The 23,332-nt window shown below is 65.6% G+C and carries 27 protein-coding genes and 2 tRNA genes; 9 read left to right on the top strand and 20 right to left on the bottom strand.

Features of this window, described 5'->3' with window-relative positions:
* Positions 1 to 30 precede the first annotated feature (30 nt).
* The 4 genes from rfbD to rfbB are packed head-to-tail and all read right to left on the bottom strand — an operon-like array spanning position 31 to position 3,393.
* Complete coding sequence (gene rfbD / locus BLV15_RS05915; RefSeq protein ID WP_090225504.1) at positions 31 to 903, bottom strand: dTDP-4-dehydrorhamnose reductase; 873 nt, start codon at positions 901 to 903, stop codon at positions 31 to 33.
* Entirely contained in the window at positions 900 to 1,445 is a 546-nt protein-coding gene (rfbC, locus tag BLV15_RS05920; RefSeq protein WP_090225506.1) for a dTDP-4-dehydrorhamnose 3,5-epimerase, read from the bottom strand. Before rfbC (BLV15_RS05920) ends, rfbD begins: the two co-directional genes overlap by 4 nt.
* On the bottom strand, positions 1,442 to 2,314 hold the full coding sequence (gene rfbA / locus BLV15_RS05925) for a glucose-1-phosphate thymidylyltransferase RfbA (protein ID WP_090225507.1): 873 nt from the start codon (positions 2,312 to 2,314) through the stop codon (positions 1,442 to 1,444). Before rfbA ends, rfbC (BLV15_RS05920) begins: the two co-directional genes overlap by 4 nt.
* The gene (gene rfbB, locus BLV15_RS05930) at positions 2,311 to 3,393 is read right to left on the bottom strand and encodes a dTDP-glucose 4,6-dehydratase (RefSeq protein WP_090225509.1); all 1,083 of its coding nucleotides are present in this window, start codon (positions 3,391 to 3,393) and stop codon (positions 2,311 to 2,313) included. Before rfbB ends, rfbA begins: the two co-directional genes overlap by 4 nt.
* A gap of 518 nt (positions 3,394 to 3,911) precedes the next feature.
* Between rfbB and BLV15_RS05935 the strand changes: the two genes are divergently transcribed.
* A complete protein-coding gene (locus BLV15_RS05935; RefSeq protein ID WP_217632875.1) occupies positions 3,912 to 4,922 on the top strand; it encodes a glycosyltransferase family 2 protein in 1,011 nt (336 codons plus the stop codon).
* A gap of 105 nt (positions 4,923 to 5,027) precedes the next feature.
* On the opposite strand, the gene rfbC (BLV15_RS05940) is transcribed toward BLV15_RS05935, so the two are convergent.
* From rfbC (BLV15_RS05940) to BLV15_RS05955, 4 genes are all read right to left on the bottom strand, one after another.
* Positions 5,028 to 5,576, bottom strand: coding sequence for a dTDP-4-dehydrorhamnose 3,5-epimerase (gene rfbC, locus BLV15_RS05940; protein ID WP_090225512.1), 549 nt, complete (start codon positions 5,574 to 5,576; stop codon positions 5,028 to 5,030).
* A gap of 29 nt (positions 5,577 to 5,605) precedes the next feature.
* Positions 5,606 to 6,916 (bottom strand): NAD(P)H-dependent oxidoreductase, encoded by a 1,311-nt coding sequence (locus BLV15_RS05945; protein WP_090225514.1) that lies wholly within the window; start codon positions 6,914 to 6,916, stop codon positions 5,606 to 5,608.
* Positions 6,917 to 7,032: 116 nt separating this feature from the next.
* A complete protein-coding gene (rfbF, locus tag BLV15_RS05950) occupies positions 7,033 to 7,809 on the bottom strand; it encodes a glucose-1-phosphate cytidylyltransferase (RefSeq protein ID WP_090225516.1) in 777 nt (258 codons plus the stop codon).
* 46 nt (positions 7,810 to 7,855) lie between these two features.
* Complete coding sequence (locus tag BLV15_RS05955) at positions 7,856 to 8,905, bottom strand: NAD-dependent epimerase/dehydratase family protein (RefSeq protein ID WP_090225517.1); 1,050 nt, start codon at positions 8,903 to 8,905, stop codon at positions 7,856 to 7,858.
* 334 nt (positions 8,906 to 9,239) lie between these two features.
* Here BLV15_RS05955 and BLV15_RS05960 point away from each other — a divergent pair, with 334 nt between their 5' ends.
* Positions 9,240 to 9,587 (top strand): hypothetical protein, encoded by a 348-nt coding sequence (locus tag BLV15_RS05960; protein ID WP_090225519.1) that lies wholly within the window; start codon positions 9,240 to 9,242, stop codon positions 9,585 to 9,587.
* Between the two features lie 4 nt (positions 9,588 to 9,591).
* Here BLV15_RS05960 and BLV15_RS05965 read toward each other — a convergent pair whose 3' ends face one another.
* The 3 genes from BLV15_RS05965 to BLV15_RS05975 are packed head-to-tail and all read right to left on the bottom strand — an operon-like array spanning position 9,592 to position 11,620.
* Positions 9,592 to 10,353, bottom strand: a complete 762-nt coding sequence (locus BLV15_RS05965) for a molybdopterin-dependent oxidoreductase (protein WP_090225520.1) — start codon at positions 10,351 to 10,353, stop codon at positions 9,592 to 9,594.
* Entirely contained in the window at positions 10,346 to 10,954 is a 609-nt protein-coding gene (locus tag BLV15_RS05970) for a cytochrome b/b6 domain-containing protein (RefSeq protein ID WP_090225522.1), read from the bottom strand. The genes BLV15_RS05965 and BLV15_RS05970 overlap by 8 nt, the downstream gene beginning before the upstream one ends.
* 57 nt (positions 10,955 to 11,011) lie before the next feature.
* Entirely contained in the window at positions 11,012 to 11,620 is a 609-nt protein-coding gene (locus BLV15_RS05975) for a hypothetical protein (RefSeq protein WP_090225523.1), read from the bottom strand.
* Positions 11,621 to 11,821: 201 nt separating this feature from the next.
* Between BLV15_RS05975 and msrP the strand changes: the two genes are divergently transcribed.
* The 4 genes from msrP to BLV15_RS05995 are packed head-to-tail and all read left to right on the top strand — an operon-like array spanning position 11,822 to position 15,517.
* Positions 11,822 to 12,838, top strand: a complete 1,017-nt coding sequence (msrP, locus tag BLV15_RS05980; RefSeq protein WP_090225524.1) for a protein-methionine-sulfoxide reductase catalytic subunit MsrP — start codon at positions 11,822 to 11,824, stop codon at positions 12,836 to 12,838.
* A 2-nt stretch (positions 12,839 to 12,840) separates the two neighbouring features.
* Positions 12,841 to 13,464, top strand: coding sequence for a protein-methionine-sulfoxide reductase heme-binding subunit MsrQ (gene msrQ / locus BLV15_RS05985; RefSeq protein WP_090227352.1), 624 nt, complete (start codon positions 12,841 to 12,843; stop codon positions 13,462 to 13,464).
* Positions 13,464 to 14,153 carry a heavy metal response regulator transcription factor gene (locus BLV15_RS05990; RefSeq protein WP_090225525.1) on the top strand — a complete coding sequence of 230 codons (690 nt, stop codon included), beginning with the start codon at positions 13,464 to 13,466 and terminating at the stop codon, positions 14,151 to 14,153. Before msrQ ends, BLV15_RS05990 begins: the two co-directional genes overlap by 1 nt.
* A complete protein-coding gene (locus tag BLV15_RS05995; RefSeq protein WP_090225526.1) occupies positions 14,132 to 15,517 on the top strand; it encodes a heavy metal sensor histidine kinase in 1,386 nt (461 codons plus the stop codon). The genes BLV15_RS05990 and BLV15_RS05995 overlap by 22 nt, the downstream gene beginning before the upstream one ends.
* A gap of 27 nt (positions 15,518 to 15,544) precedes the next feature.
* Here BLV15_RS05995 and BLV15_RS06000 read toward each other — a convergent pair whose 3' ends face one another.
* Positions 15,545 to 15,967 carry a hypothetical protein gene (locus BLV15_RS06000; protein WP_090227355.1) on the bottom strand — a complete coding sequence of 141 codons (423 nt, stop codon included), beginning with the start codon at positions 15,965 to 15,967 and terminating at the stop codon, positions 15,545 to 15,547.
* Positions 15,968 to 16,195: 228 nt separating this feature from the next.
* On the opposite strand from BLV15_RS06000, the gene BLV15_RS06005 reads away from it, so the two are divergent.
* Genes BLV15_RS06005 through BLV15_RS06015 form a run of 3 tightly spaced genes read left to right on the top strand, consistent with a single transcriptional unit; the run spans position 16,196 to position 17,756 of the window.
* The gene (locus tag BLV15_RS06005; RefSeq protein WP_090225528.1) at positions 16,196 to 16,420 is read left to right on the top strand and encodes a DUF2188 domain-containing protein; all 225 of its coding nucleotides are present in this window, start codon (positions 16,196 to 16,198) and stop codon (positions 16,418 to 16,420) included.
* Between the two features lie 5 nt (positions 16,421 to 16,425).
* Positions 16,426 to 16,671 (top strand): hypothetical protein, encoded by a 246-nt coding sequence (locus tag BLV15_RS06010; protein ID WP_090225529.1) that lies wholly within the window; start codon positions 16,426 to 16,428, stop codon positions 16,669 to 16,671.
* 20 nt (positions 16,672 to 16,691) lie between these two features.
* Complete coding sequence (locus BLV15_RS06015) at positions 16,692 to 17,756, top strand: apurinic/apyrimidinic endonuclease family protein (protein WP_090227357.1); 1,065 nt, start codon at positions 16,692 to 16,694, stop codon at positions 17,754 to 17,756.
* A gap of 104 nt (positions 17,757 to 17,860) precedes the next feature.
* Here the strand turns inward: BLV15_RS06015 and BLV15_RS06020 are convergent.
* The 8 genes from BLV15_RS06020 to BLV15_RS06055 form a co-directional block, all read right to left on the bottom strand.
* A tRNA-Thr gene (locus tag BLV15_RS06020) sits at positions 17,861 to 17,936 on the bottom strand.
* Between the two features lie 42 nt (positions 17,937 to 17,978).
* The gene (locus BLV15_RS06025) at positions 17,979 to 19,208 is read right to left on the bottom strand and encodes a methyltransferase (protein ID WP_090225532.1); all 1,230 of its coding nucleotides are present in this window, start codon (positions 19,206 to 19,208) and stop codon (positions 17,979 to 17,981) included.
* Between the two features lie 11 nt (positions 19,209 to 19,219).
* Positions 19,220 to 19,909, bottom strand: a complete 690-nt coding sequence (locus tag BLV15_RS06030) for an ABC transporter permease (protein WP_090225534.1) — start codon at positions 19,907 to 19,909, stop codon at positions 19,220 to 19,222.
* Positions 19,906 to 20,601, bottom strand: a complete 696-nt coding sequence (locus BLV15_RS06035; protein WP_090225535.1) for an ABC transporter permease — start codon at positions 20,599 to 20,601, stop codon at positions 19,906 to 19,908. The genes BLV15_RS06030 and BLV15_RS06035 overlap by 4 nt, the downstream gene beginning before the upstream one ends.
* 67 nt (positions 20,602 to 20,668) lie before the next feature.
* Complete coding sequence (locus BLV15_RS06040; RefSeq protein WP_090225537.1) at positions 20,669 to 21,421, bottom strand: ABC transporter substrate-binding protein; 753 nt, start codon at positions 21,419 to 21,421, stop codon at positions 20,669 to 20,671.
* A gap of 16 nt (positions 21,422 to 21,437) precedes the next feature.
* Positions 21,438 to 22,211 (bottom strand): ABC transporter ATP-binding protein, encoded by a 774-nt coding sequence (locus BLV15_RS06045; protein ID WP_090225539.1) that lies wholly within the window; start codon positions 22,209 to 22,211, stop codon positions 21,438 to 21,440.
* 327 nt (positions 22,212 to 22,538) lie between these two features.
* A complete protein-coding gene (locus BLV15_RS06050; protein ID WP_090225541.1) occupies positions 22,539 to 23,015 on the bottom strand; it encodes a hypothetical protein in 477 nt (158 codons plus the stop codon).
* Positions 23,016 to 23,249: 234 nt separating this feature from the next.
* Positions 23,250 to 23,325, bottom strand: a tRNA-Phe gene (locus BLV15_RS06055).
* Positions 23,326 to 23,332 lie beyond the last annotated feature (7 nt).

Here is a 23,332-nt window from a genome sequence, read left to right on the forward strand (position 1 = left end):
AGCTTGTGGTGCGCATGGCGCACCCTGCGCTCAGGTGGGGCTGTCGGCCAGGCACTGCGCCAGCGCCGCGCGCCAGTCGGGCAGCGAGACGCCCCATTCGCGCTGCAGCCGCGTGCAGTCGAGCCGCGAGTTCAACGGCCGCGGCGCCGGGGTTGGGTAGTCGCTCGACGGGATCGGCAGCAGCCGCGCGCGCAGGCGGTTCTGCGTGGCGAGGTGCGCGGCGATGGCCTGGGCGAAGCCGAACCAGGAGGTCTCGCCGCCGGCGCTGAAGTGATACAGGCCCCAGGCGCCGGGCGTGCCCGCCTGCCAGCGGCGGACCAGCGCCGCAGTGGCCTCGGCGATGGAATCGGCCCAGGTCGGCGCGCCGATCTGGTCGTCCACCACCTTGAGTTCGTCGCGCTCGGCCAGCAGCTTCTGCATGGTCAGCAGGAAGTTGCGCCCCTGGGTCGAGTAGACCCAGCTGGTGCGCAGGATCAGGTGCTCGCCGCCCACCGCCTGGATCGCCCGTTCGCCGGCCAGCTTGCTCTGGCCGTAGACGCCGAGCGGATTGGGTACGTCGCTTTCCAGGTAGGGCGCGGGTTTGCTGCCGTCGAACACGTAGTCGGTGGAATAGTGGATCAGCGCTGCGCCCAGGGCTGAGGCCTCCTCGGCGAGCACGCCGGGCGCCGTGGCGTTGATCGCGAAGGCCTTGTCCGGCTCGCTCTGCGCCAGGTCGACCGCCGTGTGCGCGGCGGCGTTGACGATCAGCGCCGGCCGCAGGACGCGCACTTGGCGGCGAATCGCGTCGACGTCCTGTAGGTCCAGTTGCTCGCTGCCCAGCACGCTCAGCTCGCCCAGCGGGGCAAGGCTGCGTTGCAACGCCTGGGCGACCTGGCCGTTGCGGCCGGTGACGAGAATCCTCATGGGAACAGCTCGGCTTCGGCCAGGGCGACGCCGCTGCGGTCCTTGGCCGACAACTGCGGCGTCTCATGCAGGGGCCAGTCGATGGCCAGCTGCGGGTCGTCCCAGCGGATGCAGCGCTCGTGTTCGGGGGCGTAGTAGTCGGTGGTCTTGTAGAGGAACTCGGCGCTTTCGCTGAGCACCACGAAGCCATGGGCGAAACCTTCCGGGACCCACAGCTGGCGCTTGTTGTCGGCGCTCAGGTGCACGCCGGCCCAGCGGCCGAAGGTGGGCGAGCCGCGCCGCAGGTCGACCGCGACATCGAACACTTCGCCGGCGACCACGCGCACCAGTTTTCCCTGTGGCTGACTGATCTGGTAATGCAGCCCGCGAAGCACGCCCCGCGCCGAGCGCGAATGGTTGTCCTGGACGAACTCCCGGGTGAGCCCGGTCGCCTCGGCGAAGGCGCGGGCGTTAAAGCTCTCGAAGAAGAACCCGCGCTCGTCGCCGAAGATCCGGGGTTCGAGCACCAGCACATCGGGCAGCTCGGTGGGGATGACGTTCATCGGCTCTCTTTCTCCAGCTTGTACAGGTATTCGCCGTAACCGGTCTTGCCGAAAATCCGCGCCTGGTCGAGCAGGCGCTCGCGGTCGATCCAGCCCTGCTGGAAGGCGATTTCCTCGAGGCAGGCCACCTTCAGGCCCTGGCGATGTTCGATGGTCTGCACGTATTGCGAGGCTTCCAGCAGGCTGTCGTGGGTGCCGGTGTCGAGCCAGGCGAAGCCGCGGCCGAAGCGTTCGACGCGCAGGTCGCCGCGCTGCAGGTAGGCGTTGTTGATGTCGGTGATCTCCAGCTCGCCACGCGGCGAAGGCTTGACCGCCTTGGCGATCTTGATCACGTCGTTGTCGTAGAAATACAGCCCGGTCACCGCGTAGCTGGACTTCGGCTCGGCCGGCTTCTCCTCGATGGACAGCGCGTGACCCTGCTCATCGAACTCGACCACGCCGAAGCGCTGCGGGTCCTTCACCCAGTAGCCGAACACCGTCGCGCCGCTCGGATGGGCGGCGGCGCGGGTCAACTGCTCGGTGAAACGGTGCCCGTGGAAAATGTTGTCGCCGAGGATCAGGCACACCGAGTCGTCGCCGATGAAGTCCTCGCCGATCAGGAAGGCCTGCGCCAGGCCATCCGGCGTCGGCTGTTCGGCGTACTGGAAACTCACCCCGAACTGCGCGCCGTCGCCGAGCATCTTGCGGAAGTTCGGCAGGTCCTGCGGCGTGGAGATGATCAGGATGTCGCGGATGCCGGCGAGCATCAGCACCGAGATCGGGTAGTAGATCATCGGCTTGTCGTAGATCGGCAGCAGCTGTTTGGACACGCCGAGGGTGATGGGATGCAGCCGGCTGCCAGAGCCGCCGGCGAGGATGATTCCTTTCATGGGAGTTCCTTGAGTGGGTCGATGGCGCCGAGGCGCTCGCGTTGGTAGCTGCCGTCCTGCACGCGCCGGCACCAGTCCAGGTTGTCCAGGTACCACTGCACGGTCTTGCGCAGGCCGCTGGCGAAGGTTTCCTGCGGCACCCAACCCAGCTCGCGCTGGATCTTGCCGGCGTCGATGGCGTAGCGCAGGTCATGGCCCGGGCGGTCGCTGACATAGGTGATCAGGTCTTCGTAGCGGGCGAGCCCGGCCGGCTTCCGCGGCGCCAGCTCTTCCAGCAGCGCGCAGATGGCGCGCACCACGTCGAGGTTCTTCTGCTCGTTGTGGCCGCCGATGTTGTAGGTCTCGCCGACCTTGCCCTGGCTGACCACGGTGAGCAGCGCGCGGGCGTGATCCTCGACGAACAGCCAGTCGCGCACCTGCTGGCCGTTGCCATACACCGGCAGCGGCTTGCCTTCCAGCGCGTTGAGGATCACCAGCGGGATCAGCTTCTCGGGGAAGTGATAGGGCCCGTAGTTGTTCGAGCAGTTGGTGATCAGAACCGGCAGCCCGTAGGTGCGCTGCCAGGCGCGCACCAGGTGGTCCGAGGCCGCCTTGCTCGCCGAGTAGGGCGAGCTCGGCGCGTAGGGGGTGGTTTCGCGGAACAGGTCGTCCGCGCCGTGCAGGTCGCCGTACACCTCGTCCGTGGAGATATGGTGGAAGCGGAAGGCCGACTTGCGCGGCTCCGGTAGCGTCTGCCAGTACGCGCGGCAGGCATCGAGCAGCACGTAGCTGCCGACGATATTGGTCTGGATGAAGGCGGCCGGGCCGTCGATGGAGCGGTCGACGTGGGATTCGGCGGCCAAGTGCATCACCGCGTCGGGCGCGAAGTCCGCCAGGGCGGTGGCCATCGCGGCGGCATCGCCGATGTCCGCGTGGAGAAAGGCGTAGCGCGGATTGTCGTCGATCTCCCTGAGCGACTCGAGGTTGCCGGCGTAGGTCAGCTTGTCGACGTTGAGCACCTGGTGCCCGGTGTGCTGCATGAGGTGGCGAATCAATGCCGAGCCGATGAAGCCCGCGCCGCCGGTAACCAGAATCCGCATGGATGAGTCCTGTCGTTCGAGCCATATAGAGTGTCGGCAGCGCGGGAAGGGCGCAAGTTCGGCTCGTGCACGGGGCATTATTCAACGCGCCGGCACCGCCTATCGGAATCAGCGACCCTGCCACCGCGCAAACATTCGATTTTTCGATGCCGCTCGACTTTTTTCTGGCGTGGACTATCCGACTTGGGTGATTAGTGGCCAAAAGCCGCCTTTCGTCGCCACCGCTCTAATTCGCCACTTTTTGAGGGATCGTTTGCGCAAGGCGAAAGGTCAGAGTTAACAGATTGCCACTATGGCGATATTCATGTTGTTCCAATTGATACGCGAGTGACGAAAGCGTTTTAAGCCGTCGAAAAACTCGCATCCCGAAGTATAAGCCTGACGGTTCTCGCTGCAGAGTGATCGATAGTTTCGATTTTCGATCACTGTGTCGGCGAAACTGCTCATGAGAAGATATTTCAGGATATGTAGAAATTGTTCGACAATTACAGATGCATCTAAGGAAGGAGAGGAAAGTCATGCGTGTATACGCCGTCGTACTTACTTATAACCGTCAAACCCTGCTCAAGCAGTGCCTCGAGGCGGTTTACCGTCAGACGCGGCCGTGCGATGGCGTGATCGTCATCGACAACGCCAGCACCGACGGTACCGAGCGCATGTTGATGGACGGCAGTTTTCCGGGAATGGAAGTCCACATCCTGTCGAACAACATCGGTGCGGCAGGCGGCTTCAGTGCCGGTTTCCGGATCGCCTACCAGGCCGGCGCGGACTTCGTCTGGATGATGGATGACGACGTGATCCCCGATGATGACGCCCTGGAGCGCTTGATGGACGCGGAGTCGCTGCTCGATGGCAAGCGCGTGGATCACGCGTTCCTGCTCTCCACGGCGCGCACCGAAACCGGTTTGATGACCAATACCCCGAGCATCGACCAGCGCCCCAATGCCATTGCCTACGAGAGCTGGCCGATGCTTCTGGAACATGGCCTGGCGCCGGTTTCCCGCGCCACATTCGTGTCGATTCTGGTGCCGCGGGCGACCATCGAGAAACACGGCCTGCCGATCGCGCAGATGTTCATCTGGGGCGAGGACACCGAATACACCCTGCGCATGACCCGCGATGTTCCGGGATACATGGTCGGCAATAGCAAAGTTCAGCACCTGCGCCAGACCAGTGGTGCGCTTAGTATTCGGACAGAAACTAACGCCACCCGTCTTAATTATCATCGGCACTTCATTCGCAACGAGCTTTATGTCGCCGCTAAATACCGCGGTGCCCGCGCGTTGTTGAAATGCCGCTTGCGCCAGCTTCGTTTGATCCGGCAGTTCATCTTCTCCGGTCAATTGAACAAGGCCTACATCGTGTTCCAGGGTCTGATGGAAAGTTTCAACTTTTCACCGGCCGTGGAAGCCGCTGACTCCCCGCTGGAAAATCTGGGCGTCACCTCGCGGCTGATGGGCCGCTCGGTGCCGGTGGCGCGTCCGGAAAGCGTCGTCTACGAAAACAGCGAGGTCGCGGCCGTCCAGTAACGGGCGATTCGCGAGTATGAAAAAAGCGGCCCTCGGGCCGCTTTTTTGTTTGCCTATCGCCGCCTGGCTCAACCAGGCGCCGGAAGTTCCGGCGCCTCGCTGCACTCAGTAGAGTGGGTCGGTCCTTTCAGCGATCAGCGGCCAGGCCGCGTCCTTCTCGGAAATGGTGGTGACCGGGATCGGCCAGCTGATCCCCAGGCGCTCGTCGTCGTAACGCAGGCCGCGCTCGGCGCTCGGCGTGTAGGGCGACGACACCAGGTAGGTCACTTCCACGTTGTCGGTGAGCGTCAGGAATGCATGGGCGAAGCCCGGCGGCACGTACAGCTCGTGCTTGTTGTCCTCGTTCAGCTCGAAGGCCTGATGCTGCAGGTAGGTGGAGGATTCGGCGCGGATGTCGACGATGATGTCGACGATCGCCCCACGCACGCAGCGGATCAGCTTGGCTTCGCCCACCGGTTTCATCTGGTAGTGCATGCCTCGCAGCGTGCCGCGGTCGGCGGACACCGACATGTTCTGCTGCACGTATTCGGTCTGCATGCCGTGGGCGGCGAACTCTTCCTTGCACATGGTGCGGGCGAAGAAGCCGCGCTCGTCGCCGCGCCGCTGCAGTTCGATGAGGAAGGCGTCGTTCAGTTTGGTTTCGTGAAAGATCATGCGTGCGTCCTGTGCATTCAATTCGGGAATCAGCGGCCGAAGAGGAGTTCCTGCTCGGCGTAGAGGTGATCGATCAGGCGGCCTTCCGGAACGACCACGTCGTCGAAGGTCAGCGGAGTGTCCTTCGCCACCGGGCGTGCCAGCGTGCAGCCGAGCGCCAGGCCGATCGGCAGCAGGTTCTCGCGGCGGACGACGTCGATGTTCTCGGCCACGCCGTAGACTTCGTAACCGCCGAAATCCTCGATGCGTTCGCCGGCGGCCAGGTCCTTCTTCGCCAGTGCGATCACGCCGACACTCGGGCCGCCGCGCGGGGTCAGCACCGGGTCGTCGAACAGCACTGCGCGCGCCACCGAGGTCGGCACTTCGAAGTGGCACAGGTGGTACGGCGTATAGAAGCAGTAGTAGGGGCCCGGGCCCAACTTGTAGAGCTCCAGGTAGTGCTTCTGCCGCGGGTCGTCGAGGGTTCCGAGGACGAACACGCCCGGCCCGGGGCGCGCGCCGACGACGTAGTCGACGATGCCGGGACCGTTCGGGTCCAGATGCGGCTCGAAGGCGGCGACGGTCTGCTCGATCGGTGTCAGCGGGGCACCCGGATCACCGCCCGAGAAATCCGGGCCGAGCATGCCGCGGCGTGCCACCGTCATGCCGGTGGCGTTGGCGACGATGGCCTGCTCGAAGGAAATCTTGGTGCCGTCGGCGAAGGAGGCGACCATCGCCGGCTTCTGGCCCCAGCGCTTGGCGAAGCTTTCCTGGGTGGTGGGGTTGCGGTAGGGGTCGTGCAGGCCCTTGATGTTGCCGCATAGCACCGGCTTCACGCCGATGCCGGCGACGAAGCGGTGCAGGTTCATCTGCACGCCCGGCTGGTCGCCGTCGGAGAAGGTGTAGATCACCCCGGCCTGGTCGGCCTTGACCTTGAGGATCGGGCCGATGGTGCCGTCCAGCTCGGCGTTCATCTGCACCACGTGCTTGCCGGTTTCCAGCGCGGCGAGCACTGCGTGGGCGGCGAACTCGACCGAGCCGGTGACTTCGATGATGGCGTCCAGGCCTTCGGCCCGGGCCAGCGCCACGGCGTCCTCGGTGATTGCCGGGCGGCCGGCGGCGATCATGCTCTCGAGCGCGTGCTGGCTGTCGCAGGGGGTCGCCACCAGGCCGGCCTGGCCGAACACGCCCGCGGCTTTTTCCAGGTTGCGGTTGGCGACCGCGCACAGCTGCATGCCGGGCGTGGTATTGAGGATCTGCAGGCCGATGCCCATGGCCTGGAAACCGGCCCCGATCATGCCCACACGGATAGGTTTGCCCGCGGCCTCGCGTTTGGCCAGGGCAGTGTCAACGATAATCATCGGGTATCTCCAAACGGTTGGAAGGGAAGTTCGGTCTCGAAAACCGGCTCAGGACCCCTGGCATGCCGGGCTGCTGCGGAAAGCGGCAGGCCGGCAAGCCGGATCGCGGCCCGACTTCAGTTGGACCAGGTCTTCCACGGGGCGCCCTTCGCCCAGGTATCCTCGAGCACCTGCTTGTCGCGCAGGGAATCCATGCTCTGCCAGTAACCGCTGTGGTGATAGCTGCCGAGCTTGTCCTGGGCGACCAGGCGATCCATCGGCTCGTTCTCCCAGACGGTCTGGTCGTCGTCGATCAGGTCGAAGACTTCCGGCTCGCAGACGAAGAAACCGCCGTTGATCAGGCCGCCATCGGCCGCGCCCTTCTCGCGGAAGGCCTCGACGTTGCTCAGGTCTTCGCTCAGGCGCAGGGCGCCGTAGCGGCCCGGCTGGGTGACCGCGGTGAGGGTGCACCACTTGTTCGACTCGCGGTGCGCCTTGATCAGCTTGGTGATGTCGACATCGCTGACGCCGTCGCCGTAGGTCAGGCAGAAGGTGTCGTCGCCGAGCAGGTGGCGGGCGCGCTTGAGCCGGCCGCCGGTCATGCTGTCGGCGCCGGTGTCGAGCACGGTGACGCGCCAGTCCTCGGTGGTCGCCTGCAGCCATTCGACGCCGCCGCTCTTCAGGTCGATGGTGAAGTCGGTGCGCGAGCCGCGGTAGTTGAGGAAATAGTCGCGGATGTACTCGACCTTGTAGCCGCCCAGCACGACGAAGTCGCGCATGCCGTGGGCGGCGTACATTTTCATGATGTGCCAGAGGATCGGGCGACCGCCGATCTCGACCATCGGCTTGGGCCTGACGCTGGTTTCTTCGCTCAATCGGGTACCGAAACCGCCTGCAAAAAGTGCGACCTTCATAGCCGGAACTCCTTTTCTGTATACGTGGGTGGAATGACGCTATGGGTCAGCTATTGGCCTGCCAGCGCAGGTCCTCGGACAGGCGCTTCTCGGCGATGTGACCCTGCAGCACGTGCAGGCGCACCAGCGGCGAGGTGCGGAAGTCGGCATCGGCGAACTTCATCCGGGTCAGGCCTTCGATCAGCCCGGCGATGGAGCGCTCCAGCGTCATCACCGGCTGGTGGTTGGGGGCCAGGGACTCGAACAGGCCGAAGTCCACCTGGTAGGAACGGCTGTCGGCCGGCGCGTCGGTGTTGATGCTGACGGTGGTGCCCGGCACGGCGGCGGCGACGGCGTGGGCGAAGTCGCGAACCTGCTGGTTTCGCGCGTTCGAGCCGACGTTGACGTTGAGGATGCGGCCGCCGTTGTCGGCCGGGCGCTGGATGGCCCAGTCGATGGCGCGGCCCATGTCGACCACGTCGATCAGCGGGCGCCACGGCGAGCCGTCGCTGAGCACGGTGATCTTGCCCTGGCTCAGCGCGCAGGCGACGAAGTCGTTGAGCACCAGGTCCAGGCGCAGGCGATCGGACATGCCGCAGGCGGTGGCGAAACGCAGGCAGGTGATGACCATTTCGCCGTCGAGGTCGGCCAGCTCGCGCTCGGTGCCGATCTTCGACTTGGCGTAGGCGGTGATCGGCGAAACCGGGTCGGTTTCCTTGCGCGGGCCGCCTTCGGCGATGCCGTAGACGCTGCAGCTGGAGGCGAACACGAAGTTGCGCACGCCGGCGCGGCTGGCAGCCTTGGCCACGGTGACGCTGGCTTCCTGGTTGATCGCGTGGGTCACCGCGGCGAAGCGGTCGCCCATGGGGTCGTTGGAAACCGCCGCGAGCTGCACGACGGCATCGTAGCCTTCGAGCTGCTCGACGCCGATCGCGCGGACGTCGCCATAGAACTGTTGGTCGAGGAGGTGTTCAGGAAGGGTTTGTGCGCCGGTCAGGCAATGGGCGAAATACCCGTTGTCGAAGCCGTTGATGATGGCGTCCGGATGTTGCGATCTGAGTTCGCGTACGACGGCCGGTCCGACATATCCCATGTTGCCGATGATCAGAATCTTCATGCGCTATTCCCTGCATTCGAAGTCGGTCCAGGTATCTGGAGAGAGGTTTATTGAGTAGGGGTTGTTACCGTCAAGCGAAGTCGCAGGCTGGCTGCGTCAATGTGACTAGCGGTCGGTTTTAATGACCTCAGGCGCAGAAACAAGGTTCCTATAGAGCGTCCACTTTTATGGCCAAAGGCCTGCAATGCTGGCGATACGATCGCAAAAAGCCACATCGTGGCCCAGTATTGGCGCGGTCTTGAGCGCCGTCGGTCAGCCGCTCACCGTTTGTCGGCACCTGTCCGCGGCGCGGCTGCCAAACGCAGGGCAAGCCCTTTTTCTGAGGAGGTGCCCGATGAAGATTTCGATGCTGCTGTCACTCGGCCTGGCGACCACGCTCGCCTGTATCGGCTCGGTCCAGGCCCGCGAGTCGGGCGCCGCGTCCGTCCTCTACGCGCAGGTCGCCGCCAGCGACCCCGGTTCGATCGGCTCCGGCGCGATGGGCACCGGCAAGGACGGAGAACCGCAGGTGGAGAGCCCGCGCAGCGGCTCCAGCAGCGGCACGCCTTCGGTGCCCGCCAGCGGCTCGGAAATGAACGGCGAAACCACCTCGAACGACGGCGCCGGCGGGCCGATCGCCGACGGCGAGCCGAAGGACCCGAAGACCTCCTACGACCCGCCGGTCAAGACCAAGGACAAGTGAGGCCTCAGATGCCGCTGAAGCCGTTGTAGCCCTGGTCTTCCCAGTAGCCGCCGGGGTTCTGGTTGCTGACGAACAGCTCGACGATGTGCTTGGGGTTCTTGAAGCCGAGCTTGGTCGGCACCCGCACGCGCAGCGGGTAGCCGTAGTCCGGCGGCAGGGCGACCTGGCCGAAGTCCAGCGCCAGCAGCGTCTGCGGATGCAGCGCGGTGGGCATGTCCAGGTAGGAGTAGTAGCGGTCGGCGCACTTGAATCCCACGTACTTCGCCGTGGTGTCCGCGCCGATCCGTTCCAGGAAGGTACGCAGCGGCACGCCACCCCACTGGCCGATGGCGCTCCAGCCCTCGATGCAGATCAGCCGGGTGATGTCGCTGCGTTGCGGCAACTGGCGCAACGCCTGCAGCGTCCAGGGCTGCTTGCGTTCCACCAGTCCGGAGACTTCCAGGCGATAACCGTCCAGATCGATCTCCGGCACGTTGTATTCGGCGTAGAAGGCGTTGAACGGGAAGGGATCGGTGATCTGCGTCGCCGTGTAGGTCTGCGCCAGGCGCTGGCCGCTGAACAGCCAGGCCTGCACCCGGTCGTTCCAGCGCGACATGCTCCAGAGCAGTTTGTCGACCTGGTCGCCATCCTGCAGGTTACAGCCGCCCAGCATCGCCAGCGCGCCAAGGCTCAGGCCCGAGCGCAGCAGCAGGCGGCGCTGCAGGTTGACGACTTGCGTCTGTTGCGCCGGCTCCAGCTTCGGCGGGGCTTTCTTGCGTTCACTCATGGGAAGTCTCCCTTCGGCCGCCGGTGATCATCGGCGGCAAGGTGCTCGGCACCAGCAGTACCAGGGTCAGGTGCAGGACGATGAAGGCGGCGATGCCAGCCATGGCGAAGAAATGCACGTAGCGCGCGATGTCGAAGCCGCCGAACAGGCTGGCCAGCCCGTGCAGCTGTACCGGCTTCCAGATCGCCAGGCCGGAAAGCACCACCAGCACGCCGAGCGCCAGTACCAGCCAGTAGGACAGCCGCTGTACGGCGTTGTAGTGACCGAGGCGATGCTGAAGTTTCAGGCGCAGCGCGGCGAACAGATCGCGGCGCACCGCGCTGACGCTCAGCGGTAACAGGTCGCGGGCGAAGTGGCGGCTCAACGCGCCATACAGCAGGTAGGCGAGGGCGTTGATCACCAGCAGCCACATCACGGCCAGGTGCCAGGCGATGGAGCCGCCGAGCCAGCCGCCGAGGGTCGACCAGGTGGGGAAATGGAAGGCGAACAGTGGAGAGGCGTTATAGATGCCCCAGCCGCTGCTGATCATGCAGAACATGCCGAAGGCGTTCAGCCAGTGCGTCAGGCGCACCGGCCAGGCGTGGATGCGTCGGGTGCTCATGGGCGTCTCCCGTGGCGGGGGCGGCCACGCGCAAGGCGTGGCCGCGCGGGCGGCGGATTACATCGGCGGGGTGAAACCGTCCTTGCCGATGGCAATGGCGGCGGCGTTCTTGCCGTCCGGGGTGGGGAACAGCACGATCTTCGCGCCGGGCACCAGTTGGCTGCGCTCGCCCGGCTCGACGTAGGCGATCGGCACGTCTTCGGGCACCACCAGCTGCTTCTCGCCGCCCTTGTACTGCACGGTGAGGGTGCGGCCGTTGGCCTTCTTCAGCGAGCCGACGGTGCCGTTGGTCATGGTGCCAGTGGAGCCGTCGGCGTTTTCCCAACCGTAGTGGCCTTCGCCGGAGCCCTTGAGGCTGGCCTCGAACACGGTCACTTCCAGCGCCTTGAGCGTGCCGTCGGGCTGCGGCGTGGCGGCGGAGCCGACGAAGCTGTCGGCGGCGATGTCGTCCAGCTTGGCTTTGGACACGGCGCGCAGTGCGGTCTTCTCGGTGAGCGCGATGCTCTGCTTCTGGCCGCTGCGGCTGGTGAAGTTCAGGGTGTCGGCTTGCACGTTGTCGATGGTGCCGCGCATCGGCTTGACCACTTTCATCTCGGCGGCCTGGGCGAATACGGCGGCACCGAAGAGCAGGCCGAAGGCGGAACCGAGCAGGAGTTTCTTGTGCATGGGATGTCCTCATGGCGTCGGATTGACCCTGCCATCCTCGGTCGCGGCAAGGGTCGCGAAGATGACCCGCGGATGACAAAAATGTAACCAACGCGGCAGGCCCGCCCGGCTAGAATCGGCCCACGGGACAGCGCGCCGAACCCTCGCGCGGCGCTGTCGTCCGATTGATTCCGAGACCCGGTTTTCACCGAGGAGGCCTGCATGCTGATCCGAATTCCACCGCGTTCGCGCTGCGATTCCTCGGAGATCACTCCGGAGTCGGTCTACCTGTCGCGGCGCCGTTTCATGGGCGCCGGTGCCGCGTTGCTCGGCAGTGCCGCGCTGCCGGTCTGGGCGCAGGCGCAGGCGCCGGCCTCCGGCTACGAAGGCGTCGAACCCGGCAACCCGCCGGGCTGGTTCGCGCAGAAACTCGACGGCGCGCGCTGGAAGGCGATGGAGGTGGCGGGCGAGAGCATCACGCCGTTCCAGGACGCCAGCCACTACAACAACTTCTACGAGTTCGGCCCGGACAAGGGCGACCCCGCCGCCAATGCCGGCGGCCTGCCGACCGAGCCCTGGACGGTGAAGATCGACGGCGCGGTCGGCAAGCCGGGGCAGTACAGCCTGGAAGACCTGGTCCAGCCGCACACGCTGGAGGAGCGCATCTACCGCATGCGCTGCGTCGAGGCCTGGTCGATGGTGATCCCCTGGCTCGGCTTCCCGCTGGGCGATCTGCTCAAGCGCGCCGAGCCGAGCAGCAAGGCGAAGTACGTGTCCTTCGAGACACTCAGTGACCCGGAACACATGCCCGGGCAAAAATCCCGCTTCGGCCTGATCGACTGGCCGTACCGCGAGGGCCTGCGCATGGACGAGGCGATGAACCCGCTGACGATCCTCGCGGTGGGCATGTACGGCCGTGTGCTGCCGAACCAGAACGGCGCGCCGCTGCGCCTGGTAGTGCCGTGGAAGTACGGCTTCAAGGGCATCAAGTCGATCGTGCGCATCAGCCTCGTCGAGGAGCAGCCCTACACCACCTGGCAGAACCTGGCTCCCAACGAGTACGGCTTCTACGCCAACGTCAATCCGCAGGTCGACCACCCGCGCTGGACCCAGGCCCGCGAGCGTCGGCTGCCCAGCGGGCTGTTCAGCCCCAACGTGCGCGACACCCTGATGTTCAACGGCTACGGCGACGAGGTCGCGAGCCTTTACCAGGGCATGGACCTGGCGAAGTACTACTGATGATCCGCCAACCGCTGTTGCGCGGCGGGGTGTTCCTCGCCGCGCTGATTCCGCCGCTGGTCTGGTTCTATCAGGCGCTGAGCAACGCCCTTGGGCCGGACCCGGGCAAGGTGCTGCTCGACCGTCTCGGCCAGGGCGCGCTGATCCTCCTGCTGCTGACGCTCTGCCTGTCACCGCTGCAATGGGCCACGCGCTGGTCCGGCTGGGCGCACATCCGCCGCCAGCTCGGCCTCTGGACCTTCGCCTACGCCTGCCTGCACCTGGTCGCCTACCTGCTGTTCGTCCTCGGCCTGGACTTCACCCAGCTCGCCGTCGAATTGCGCAAGCGGCCATACATCATCGTCGGTGCGCTGGCCTGGAGCGGTCTGCTGGCGCTGGCGCTGACCTCCAACCGGGCGAGCATGCGGCGCCTCGGCGCGCGCTGGAAGAAACTCCATCGGCTGGTCTACGCGGTGCTCGGCCTGGCGCTGTTGCACATGCTCTGGATCGTCCGCTCGGACATCGGCCTGTGGCTGGTCTACTTCAGCTGCGGCGCCTTGCTGCTGGCGCTGCGCCTGCCGCCGGCGAGCCGCCTGCTGAAGAAACTGCGCGGCACCCGCCCAGCCCCGGCACAGGTGTCGCGCTGATGCGCATCCTCCTGGTGGAAGACGACACCCGCACCGGTGAGTACCTGAAGAAGGGCCTCGGCGAATCCGGCTATCAGGTGGACTGGGCGCAGCACGGCGCCGACGGCCTGCACCTGGCGCTGGAGCAGCGCTACGACCTGATCGTCCTCGACGTGATGCTGCCCGGCATCGACGGCTGGCAGATCATCGAGGTGCTGCGCAAGAAGCAGGACGTGCCGATACTCTTCCTCACCGCGCGCGACCAGTTGCAGGACCGCATCCGCGGCCTGGAACTGGGCGCCGACGACTACCTGGTCAAGCCGTTCTCCTTCACCGAGCTGCTGCTGCGCATCCGCACCGTGCTGCGCCGCGGCATGGTGCGCGAGGCCGACCACTTCCACCTCGCCGACCTGGAACTGGATCTGCTGCGCCGCCGCGTCACCCGCCAGGGCCAGCCGATCACCCTGACCAACAAGGAGTTCGCCCTGCTGCATCTGCTGCTGCGCCGCGAGGGCGAAGTGCTGTCGCGCGCGCAGATCGCCTCCGAGGTCTGGGACATGAATTTCGATAGCGACACCAACGTCGTCGACGTCGCCATCAAGCGCCTGCGCGCCAAGATCGACCACCCCTACGAGAACAAACTGATCCACACCGTGCGCGGCATCGGCTACCTCTGCGAGGTGCGCCCGTGCGACGCCAGCCCTCGCTGACCCTGCGCGCCAGCCTGGCCTTCGCGGTGGTGGCGATGCTCACCGTCGGCGGTGCCGGCATGTACCTCTACCACTCGCTGCAGGCAACCCTGCTGCAGCGCAGCGACTACGGGGTGCTCGCCCGTCTCGATCATTTCCGCAAGCTGTTGCACTACGACCTCAGCCTCGAACAGTTGCAGGCCAGCCCGCAACTGGTGGAGAACATGCTCGGCGCGGAAGACGACATCTTCCTCATCGGCGAGGCCGGCCAGCCGCCGCTGATCAACGTGAACCCGCGGGGCGCCGCGCTGCCGGCGTTGCAGGCGGTGGCCGATGGCGAGCCGCTGGGCCTCGCCGACGTGCGCAGCGGCGTGGCCCCCGGCGATGTTCCGCTGCGCGCCGCCCAGGCGCGGGTGCAACTGGACGGGCGCGACGTGCGGATCACCGCCGCGCACCTGCTGGTCAAGGAAATGGCCATGCTGGAAACCTTCCGCTGGCGCATCGGCGCGGCGGTGGTGCTGGCCTTCCTGCTCACCGCGGCGCTCGGCTTCCTGCTGCTGCGTCGCGGCCTGCGTCCGCTGCGGCGGATCGCCGAACAGGCCGCGGCGATCACCCCGGCGCGCCTGCACAGCCGCCTGCAACTGGCCGACACGCCGGTGGAGCTGAGCCAACTGAGCCAGGCCTTCAACGCCATGCTCGAGCGCCTGGACGACGGCTATCGGCGCCTGACCCAGTTCTCCGCCGATCTCGCCCATGAGATCCGCACGCCGGTCGGCTCCTTGATGGGCACCGCCCAGGTCACCCTGCAGCAGCCACGCAGCGTCGACGAATATCAGGGCGTGCTGGCCTCCAGCCTCGACGAGCTGGAGCGCATCGCGCGGATGGTCGAAAGCATCCTGTTCCTCGCTCGCGCCGACGACGCCCAGGCGGTTCTCGACCTGCGCGAGCTGGAGCTGGAGGAGGAAATCCAGCGCATCGTCGCCTACTTCGAGGGCCTCGCCGACGAGCGCCAGCTGCAGGTTCGCCACGAAGGCGGTGGCCGCCTGCGCGCCGATCCGATGCTGCTGCGCCGCGCCCTGAGCAACCTGGTGGCCAACGCGATCCGCTATGCCGACGCCGGCAGCGAAATCCTCATCCGCGTGCGGGAAGAGAAGGGCGCCTGCCTGATCCAGGTGGAGAACGGCTGTTCGCCGCTGCATCCCGGCCAACTGGAGCGGCTGTTCGATCGCTTCTACCGCGCCGACCTGGCGCGCCAGGGCGGTGAGTCCAACGGCCTCGGCCTGGCCATCGTCGCGGCGATCATGCGCCTGCACGGCGGCTCGGTGAGCGTCAGCCAGGACGGCACGCGGCGCATCCGCTTCGAGCTGCGCTTCAACGTCGCCTGACCGGCGCGCCGCCCGTCACCGCCGGTCTCAGGCGTCCAGCTCGTCGTCGCGCAGCAGCACGCAGCGCAGCCCTTCGTCGGTTTCTTCGGATTCCAGCAGGTAATACATCTGCACCTTTCCGGCCGGCGACATCACCGCGGCGTAGTCGCCCGCCTCGGCGATGAAGAACGCCTTCGACGCCGGCTTGGCTTCGCACTCGATCAGCGCCTCGAAGAATGCCTGTGGGTCGGCGTCGTCGTAGAACTCCGCACGCTCGGTTTCGCTCCAGTCGGCCGGCGGCTCGAAGGCACCGAGCAAAAGGATGCGCGCATCGCCGAGGTCTTCTTCCTCGGCATCGAGGTCGTTCTGATCCGGGCGATAGACCGTGCAGTCCAGCGCCTGCGGGCTGGTGAGGATCGCGTTGCGCGCGTCCAGGCGCTTCTGCGGATCGAGGCCGGCGGCCTCGCACATCTGCACCCAGAGGGCGTCCGGGGTTGCTGCCTGTTTGCCGTTGCTCATCTGCGCTCCGTGGTCCGGTGGGAGGGCGCTCGCGGTCGCTCGCCCAGGTCGGGCTAGTGTCCGGGAGCGCGGCATGCCTGGCAAATGCCACGGCGGATGGCCTGTCGTCGGCGTTGCGCAACAGCGACGAAACCTGTGGCGCGTCGGGACGTTCTACTCATAAACCCCCGGAGGCTCGCCATGACCACCTATCACATCACCCCGACCCCCATGGGCTGGCAAATGGCCACGGAAGGCTCCGACGACGCTGTGCTGCGCACCCTGACCAAGGAAGAAATGCTGGCCGAGCTGCCGACCTACCTGGACGGCAAGACCGCTTCGGTGAAGATCTTCACCCGCGACGACACCCTCGAGGAGGCGCGTGAGTACCCCGAATACGCCCACTCGAACCCCGTGTTGAGTTGACGACCATGGATCGCTATTCGGTGAGACGCGCGGCCAACGGCTGGGAACTGGTCCGCGACGGCGAAGAACGCGCCTGCCGATTCTCCGGCAGCAAGGTGGAGATCCTGCGCATCGTCGGGCGGTTCCTCGAAGGCCAGACCGCCTCGGTGGCCATCTACAACGCCGACGGCTCCTACGCCGGCGAGCGGGTCTACCCGATGGTCGCCGAGCGCCACAAGAACGCATCCGCGCAGAAGGCGCGCGGATCATGAACCTCGTCGCGAACTCGCCAATGACTCACCCGCGAATCGGCTTCGCCTGCCAGTTCCGACATCCCGTCCGCGAGCTTTCGGCCGCCGAGCTGAAGGTGATCGAAGCGGGCTTCAACCCGCGCACCACGACCTTGCGCTGGATGGACGGGGTGTCGCCGCAGGTGGCCCGCGACAAGCTGCTGGACATCGTCACCCACAACCTCCAGGCGCAGCTGCGCCTGCTGGAGTATGTGGTCGGGCTACCCGCGACCCTGCACATGTTGCGGCTGAGCAGCGACCTGCTGCCGTTCTACAGCCATCCGCGCGGCCAGGCGTTCTACCGGGACCCGGCCGTCGCGCGGATTCTCGAGGAAGGCTTCGCGGCCATCGGTGCGCTGGCGCGGCAGGCGGACATTCGTCTGTCCTTCCATCCCGGCCAGTACTGCGTACTGGGCTCGGACAAGCCGGGCGTGGTGGAAAACAGCCTCGCCGAATTCGAGTACCACGCCGACATGATCCGCATGATGGGCTACGGCGTTCGCTTCCAGGACTTCAAATGCAACGTGCACATCGCCGGCCGCCTCGGCGGGGAGGGCATCCGTGCGGTCTGGCCGCGGCTGTCGACGGTGGCGCGCCACTGCATCACCTTCGAGAACGAGGAGAAGACCTACGGCGTCGATGACTGCCTGCAACTGGCCGACCTTGCCCCCGTCGTGCTGGACATCCATCACTGCTGGATCAACGAAGGCGACTACATCGCCCCGGACGACCCACGCATCGCACGCATCCTCGACAGCTGGCGTGGCGTGCGCCCGACCATGCACTGCTCGCAACCGACCGAGCGCCTGCAGGACGCGAGCTTCGACGCCGACCGCAAGCTGGAAATGGACGCGCTGCTGGAAGTCATGCCCCGGCGCGACCTCTACGGCCACAGCCTGCGGATGTGGAATCGCTGGACCAACGCCTACGCGCTGGGCTTCCTGCCGCGCTTCGACATCATGATCGAGGCCAAGGACAAGAACCTCGCCGCCCTGGGTTTCTACGAGGGATACCTGGTGTCCCTCGGGCGGGCGGGCGAGACGGGCGAGTCGCGGATGCTCGGTTAGGCACGCCCGCTTCCGATCGCCGCCTCGGTAGTACCCAGCGCCCCGCCCCGAAAACCCCAGGCAACAAAAAAGGCCTGCGATTGCTCGCAGGCCTTTCATCTGTATGGTGCCGGCACCAGGAGTCGAACCCGGGACCTACTGATTACAAGTCAGTTGCTCTACCAGCTGAGCTATACCGGCATGAAGGGGCGCCATTATAGCGGCAGGCGCACCGCTGTAAACCTAATCGGCATGCCTTTTTTCGGCCAGGATCAACAGGTTGCGCGGTGTGAGCTGGGGAGGGCAGAAGCTGCCCAGGCGCGTTCGGTAGCCGTGTTCTTCGAGAAACAGGGCGCGGTCCAGCGCCAGCCAGCACTCCAGCGGGCGGCGGAACAGGGCGCGGAGCAGTTCCAGGTTGCGCACCTGGGCCAGGCATTCCCATGCGGAGCGCTCGAGGCGCTGCCAGTCGGGCGTGTGATCGAGGCGCAGGCCCTTGAGTTCGCAGAGGTCGCGGCAGTAGTCGGCGAGCGACTTGTTCAGCCAGGAAGGCGGCAGCGATGGGGTCGGCAGGTACTCGTCCTGCTGGCGTATCTCGCGCTGCAGCAGGTCGAACGCCAGGCGCCTGGCCATGGACTCGTCGCGCTGCCGGCGCACGCGGGCACCGGCGGTGACGGTTTCCTGCATGGGCATGCGCAGGTCGTCCAGCGACAGGCGCAAGCTCGAGCCGGCCGCGGCGGCGCTGAGCGGCTGGTAATGCTCATCGGCGATCCGGTTGTAGCAGCAGGGCGCGAGGGCGATATGGCCGCAGCCGGCACTGCTGGCCAGATGCAGCAGGCGGATGTGCAGGTCGCCGCAGGCGTGCAGGGCGACCGGTGCCTGGTCCGCCCGCAGATGCGCGAGCACGTCGGCGGCCATCACGTCCTGACAATGATGGCTGACCGGCAACTGCAGGCGCGCGCTGAGGCGCTCGCCGACCTCCACCAGTTGCGCGTCCCATTCCAGGCTGCACACCGGCTGGCCCTGGCTGGCCAGCAGGCGGCTGAGGTGACCTTTGCCGGCGCACCAGTCGAGCCAGCTCCGTGGCGCGCTGTCGAAGCCCAGGCGGCTGGCGAAGGCGTGGATCTGCTGCCATTTGCGGCCCGGCACGTCGACGTCGAGCCGGGATCGCGGGGTCAGCTGCGCAGCGGGAAACTCGCCCAGTTCGCTGAGCGCCGTCGAGCGTTCCGCCAGTGCCGGGAAAGGCGCGGGTGCCGGCAAGTGGTGTGGCTGGTTGTGCGCGGCTTCGGCGTCATCGAGGCTGCGCTGGCGCAACCAGGCGGAAAGCGCCGGATGCTGGTCTTCCCAGGGCAGCCGGCGTTCGGTGAAGGGTTTGGGGCGCCAGAGTGCCTGGTGCTCGACGAGGAAGGCATCGAGCGCCTGGAAGCGCTCGAGCAATGCGGCGCCGTCGAGCACGGCTGCGGGCCTGAATGCCATGGGTGCAGGGCTCAGCGGCCCTGGCAGGCGTCCACGCGCAGCCAGCGTTCGAGCAGCTTGAAGGCGTTGATCAGCACGAAGGTGATAACCAGGTAGTAGATCCCGGCGGTGAAGAAACCTTCCACCGGCAGGTAGGTGCGGGCGTTCATCGTCCGCGCCACGCCGGTCAGTTCCAGCAGGGTGATGGTGCTGGCCAGCGCACTGGCCTTGAGCATCAGGATCACTTCGTTGCTGTAGGCCGGCAGGCCGATGCGCACCGCGCGCGGCAGGATGATGTGCAGCATCGACTGCGCGCGCGACATGCCGAGTGCGCGGGCGGCTTCGATCTCCCCCGGCGGTACGGACTGGATCGCCCCGCGCAGGATTTCCGCGATGTAGGCGGCGGTGTGCATGGTCATGGTCAGCACCGCGCACCAGTAGGGATCGCGCAGGTACGGCCAGAGCGGGCTCTGGCGAACGGCGTCGAACTGCGCGGCGCCGTAGTAGACGAGGAACAGCTGGACCAGCAGCGGCGTGCCGCGGAAGAAGAAGATGTAGCTGAACGGAATCGCGCGCACGTACCAGTGCCGCGACGCGCGGGCGATGCCGATCGGCAAGGCGAGGATCAACCCGGCGATGACCGAGAAGGCGACCAGTTCGAGTGTCAGGATCGCGCCGTCGGTCAGGCGCGGCAGCCATTTGATGATGACTTCCCAGTTCATGCCGCGCTCCTGATGAAGCCGCGCGAGGCGCGTTTTTCGAGGAAGTACATGCCGATCATGGCGAGGATGGTCAGGCCCAGGTAGATGAAGGCCGCGACCATGTAGAACAGGAAGGGCTCCTTGCTGGACGTCACCGCGATCTGCGAGCGGCGCATGATTTCTTCCAGGCCGATCACCGAGACCAGCGCGGTGTCCTTCATCAGGATCATGAACAGGTTGCCCAGGCCAGGCAGCGCGATGCGCCACATCTGCGGCAGGATCAGCCGCCAGAAGATGCGCGCCTTGCTCATGCCCAGGGCCAGGCCGGCTTCGCGGTGGCCCTTGGGAATGGCCAGGATGGCGCCACGGAATACCTCGGTGGCGTACGAGCCGAAGCAGATGCCCAGGGCAATGGTGCCCGCGGCGAAGGCGCTCAGCTCGAGGTTGGGCCGGCCGAGCATTTCGCCTATGGCGTGCATCAGGCCGACGGTGCCGAAATAGATGAGGAAGACCCAGAGCAGTTCGGGAACGCCGCGAACCAGGGTCGAGTAGCTGCCGCCAAGCCATCGCAGCGGCTTGTACGGGGAAGTCTTGGCGAGTGCGCCGAGCAGGCCGAGCACCAGTCCGAGGGACAGCGCGGACAAGGCCAGCTTGATGGTCATCAGCGTTCCGGCAGCCAGTGCCGGGCCGAATCCGTAAAGGTCGAAAGTCATCGCAAGGAACTATGCAAGGGAGCGTGGCAGAGGAGCGGCGCGGTGGAAACCGCGCCGTCCGGACCGATCAGTAGATGCTGAACGGGAAGTACTTGTCGTTGATCTTCTTGTAGGTACCGTCGGCAACGATTTCCTTGAGCGCGGCGTTCAGCTTCTCGCGCAGCGGGTCGTTCTTGCGCACGGCCATACCGATCTTGTCGTTGTCGAACACCGGGTCGCCCTTGAACTCGAAGTCCTTGCCAGCGGCGCTCTTCAGCCATTCCCAGTTGACGAACTTGTCGGCCAGCACACCATCGACACGGCCGGAAGCCAGGTCGAGGTAGGCGTTTTCCTGGGTGTCATAGAGTTTGACTTCGACGGTGTCGGCCATGTTGTCTTCGAGCCAGGTGCCGGCGATGGTCGCGCGCTGGGCGCCGATGACCTTGCCTTTCAGGCTGGCCTTGTCGGTTTTCAGGGTGCTGGCTTTCGGCGCGATGAATTGCAGCTTGTTGGTGTAGTAGGCGTCGGTGAAGTCGACGGCCTGCTTGCGTTCGTCGGTGATCGACATCGAAGCGGCGATGAAGTCGAATTTCTTCGAGTTCAGTGCGGGGATGATGCCGTCCCAGTCGGAAGTCACGACTTCGCACTCGGTCTTCATTTTCGCGCAGAGGGCCTGGGCGATGTCGATGTCGAAGCCGACCACCTGGCCACTGGCGTCGATCAGGTTGAAGGGTGGGTAGGCACCCTCGGTTCCGATTTTCAGCTTGTCGGCAGCGATAGCGCTGGTGCCGAACGCCAGAGTGGCGGCAGCAGCCAGCAGCATCTTCTTGTAAGTCATCATGAGGGACGTAGCTCCGTTAGCGATTGCTGGACATGAATTGTTTACAGCGCGCCGATTGCGGGTTTTCGAAGACCTGCTGCGGCGATCCTTGCTCTTCGACCAGACCGTGGTGGAGGAAAACCACCTCGCTGGATACCTGGCGGGCGAAGCTCATCTCGTGGGTAACCAGCAGCATGGTCCGACCTTCTTCGGCCAGCGCGCGGATCACATTAAGCACTTCTTGTACCATCTCCGGATCGAGCGCCGAGGTCGGTTCATCGAAAAGAATCACCTTCGGCTGCATCGCCAGGGTGCGTGCGATGGCCGCGCGCTGCTGCTGGCCGCCGGAAAGCTGATTGGGATAGACGTGGCGTTTGTCGCCGATGCCGACCTTCGCCAGCAGTGCCTCGGCCACCTCGACGGCTTCCGCCTTGCTCTGCCCGAGCACCCGGCGCGGCGCCTCGATGATGTTGTCCAGCACACTCATGTGCGGCCAGAGATTGAAGTTCTGGAAGACGAAACCGATCTCGCTGCGGATGCGGTTGATCTGCTTGTTGTCGGCGGCCACCAGCTCGCCGCTCTTGCCTTCCTTGAGCTTCAGCTCTTCGCCGGCAACGATGATCTGGCCCTGGTGGGGGTTTTCCAGCAGGTTGATGCAGCGCAGGAAGGTCGATTTGCCGGAGCCGGACGAACCCAGGATCGAGATCACATCCCCGTCGCGGGCGGTGAGGGAGATGCCCTTGAGCACCTCGAGGTCGCCGTAGCGTTTATGCAGATTGCGTACTTCAAGCGCGGGCGCGGCCTCGGCCATGGGGGGTCCTCTTCGTGGTCGGGTGCAAGCTAGCATGGGGTGAGATGACAGCCAAGCTTGCAACCTTTGATCCAATCTGGACGCTGTCGCGCTTGTCGCATCAATGAAGTTGACTGTCGCGATAAGCAAACATGCTGTCGCATTTTCAACGCCTTTCGCCGGCTGTTGGGCTCAAGTGCGTTGGGGTGAAAAGGCGCCGAACGACGCTGCGCCCTCTGTTGGTGCGCTACTTTTCGCCACGCTGCTGCATTTCGGGCGGGGGACGAGGTGAGTTCTTCCCATGGGTGGAATCGCTCCGCCCTCGTCCGCCAGCGTGCCGGGTAGCGTTCAGAGATTCTCGGCTGTTTGGATGTCGGCAGGTGTTTCGGCGCCAACTTCGGTCACGGCGAGGTCCTCGGACCCGAGGCTGGGGTTCTGCAGCGCGGTCTCGGTAGCGGCCCAGGCCTCGTCGAGGCGTTTCGACGACTCGCCGATGGAGCGCTCGGCGACTGTCCGCGACGCGTATGGTACTTGCGTAAGGGCCTCGATCCCTGCCCGCCATGCCGAATAGTAGGGCCTCAGGGTCGACTGCAGGCTGCCGGAGACGGTTCGATAGTCCCGCTCGGCCTGCAGGGTAGCGAGCTCCACGCAGTCGCGGGTGCGGATGAGGGCGGCGGCCCCGGCGAACGGCATGCTGGAGGCATCGGCCCGCCACGAGCACTCGACCCAGGACTTGCGGGTCAGTTCGCGAAAGCTCTGAGCCTCACCCGCTTCCGCGAGCGCCGCGCATGAGCTGAAGCCAGCCACCATCAATGCCACACGCATGAAAAACCTCCACGTTGCCTGTGCTAGAGCCGTTCCCGCCGGCAGGGGTTCCGTGACGTGAAGGGCGGCGCTCTTGGGGCGCCAATAATGGCACATTGGAAATGGGGAGTTCGCTTCGAAAGCGGGCGCGTTCATCGGATTTGCCCGAGGTCAAAATGCAGGCAATAAAAAACCGGCCCTGGGGCCGGTTCTTTAAGGTTTCAGGTGATTCAAGCACCACCTGAAAACGAAAGGTGGTGCCCAGGGACGGAATCGAACCGCCGACACGGGGATTTTCAATCCCCTGCTCTACCGACTGAGCTACCTGGGCAACGGGG

This window comes from Pseudomonas kuykendallii (assembly GCF_900106975.1).
Taxonomy (GTDB): Bacteria; Pseudomonadota; Gammaproteobacteria; order Pseudomonadales; family Pseudomonadaceae; genus Pseudomonas_O; species Pseudomonas_O kuykendallii.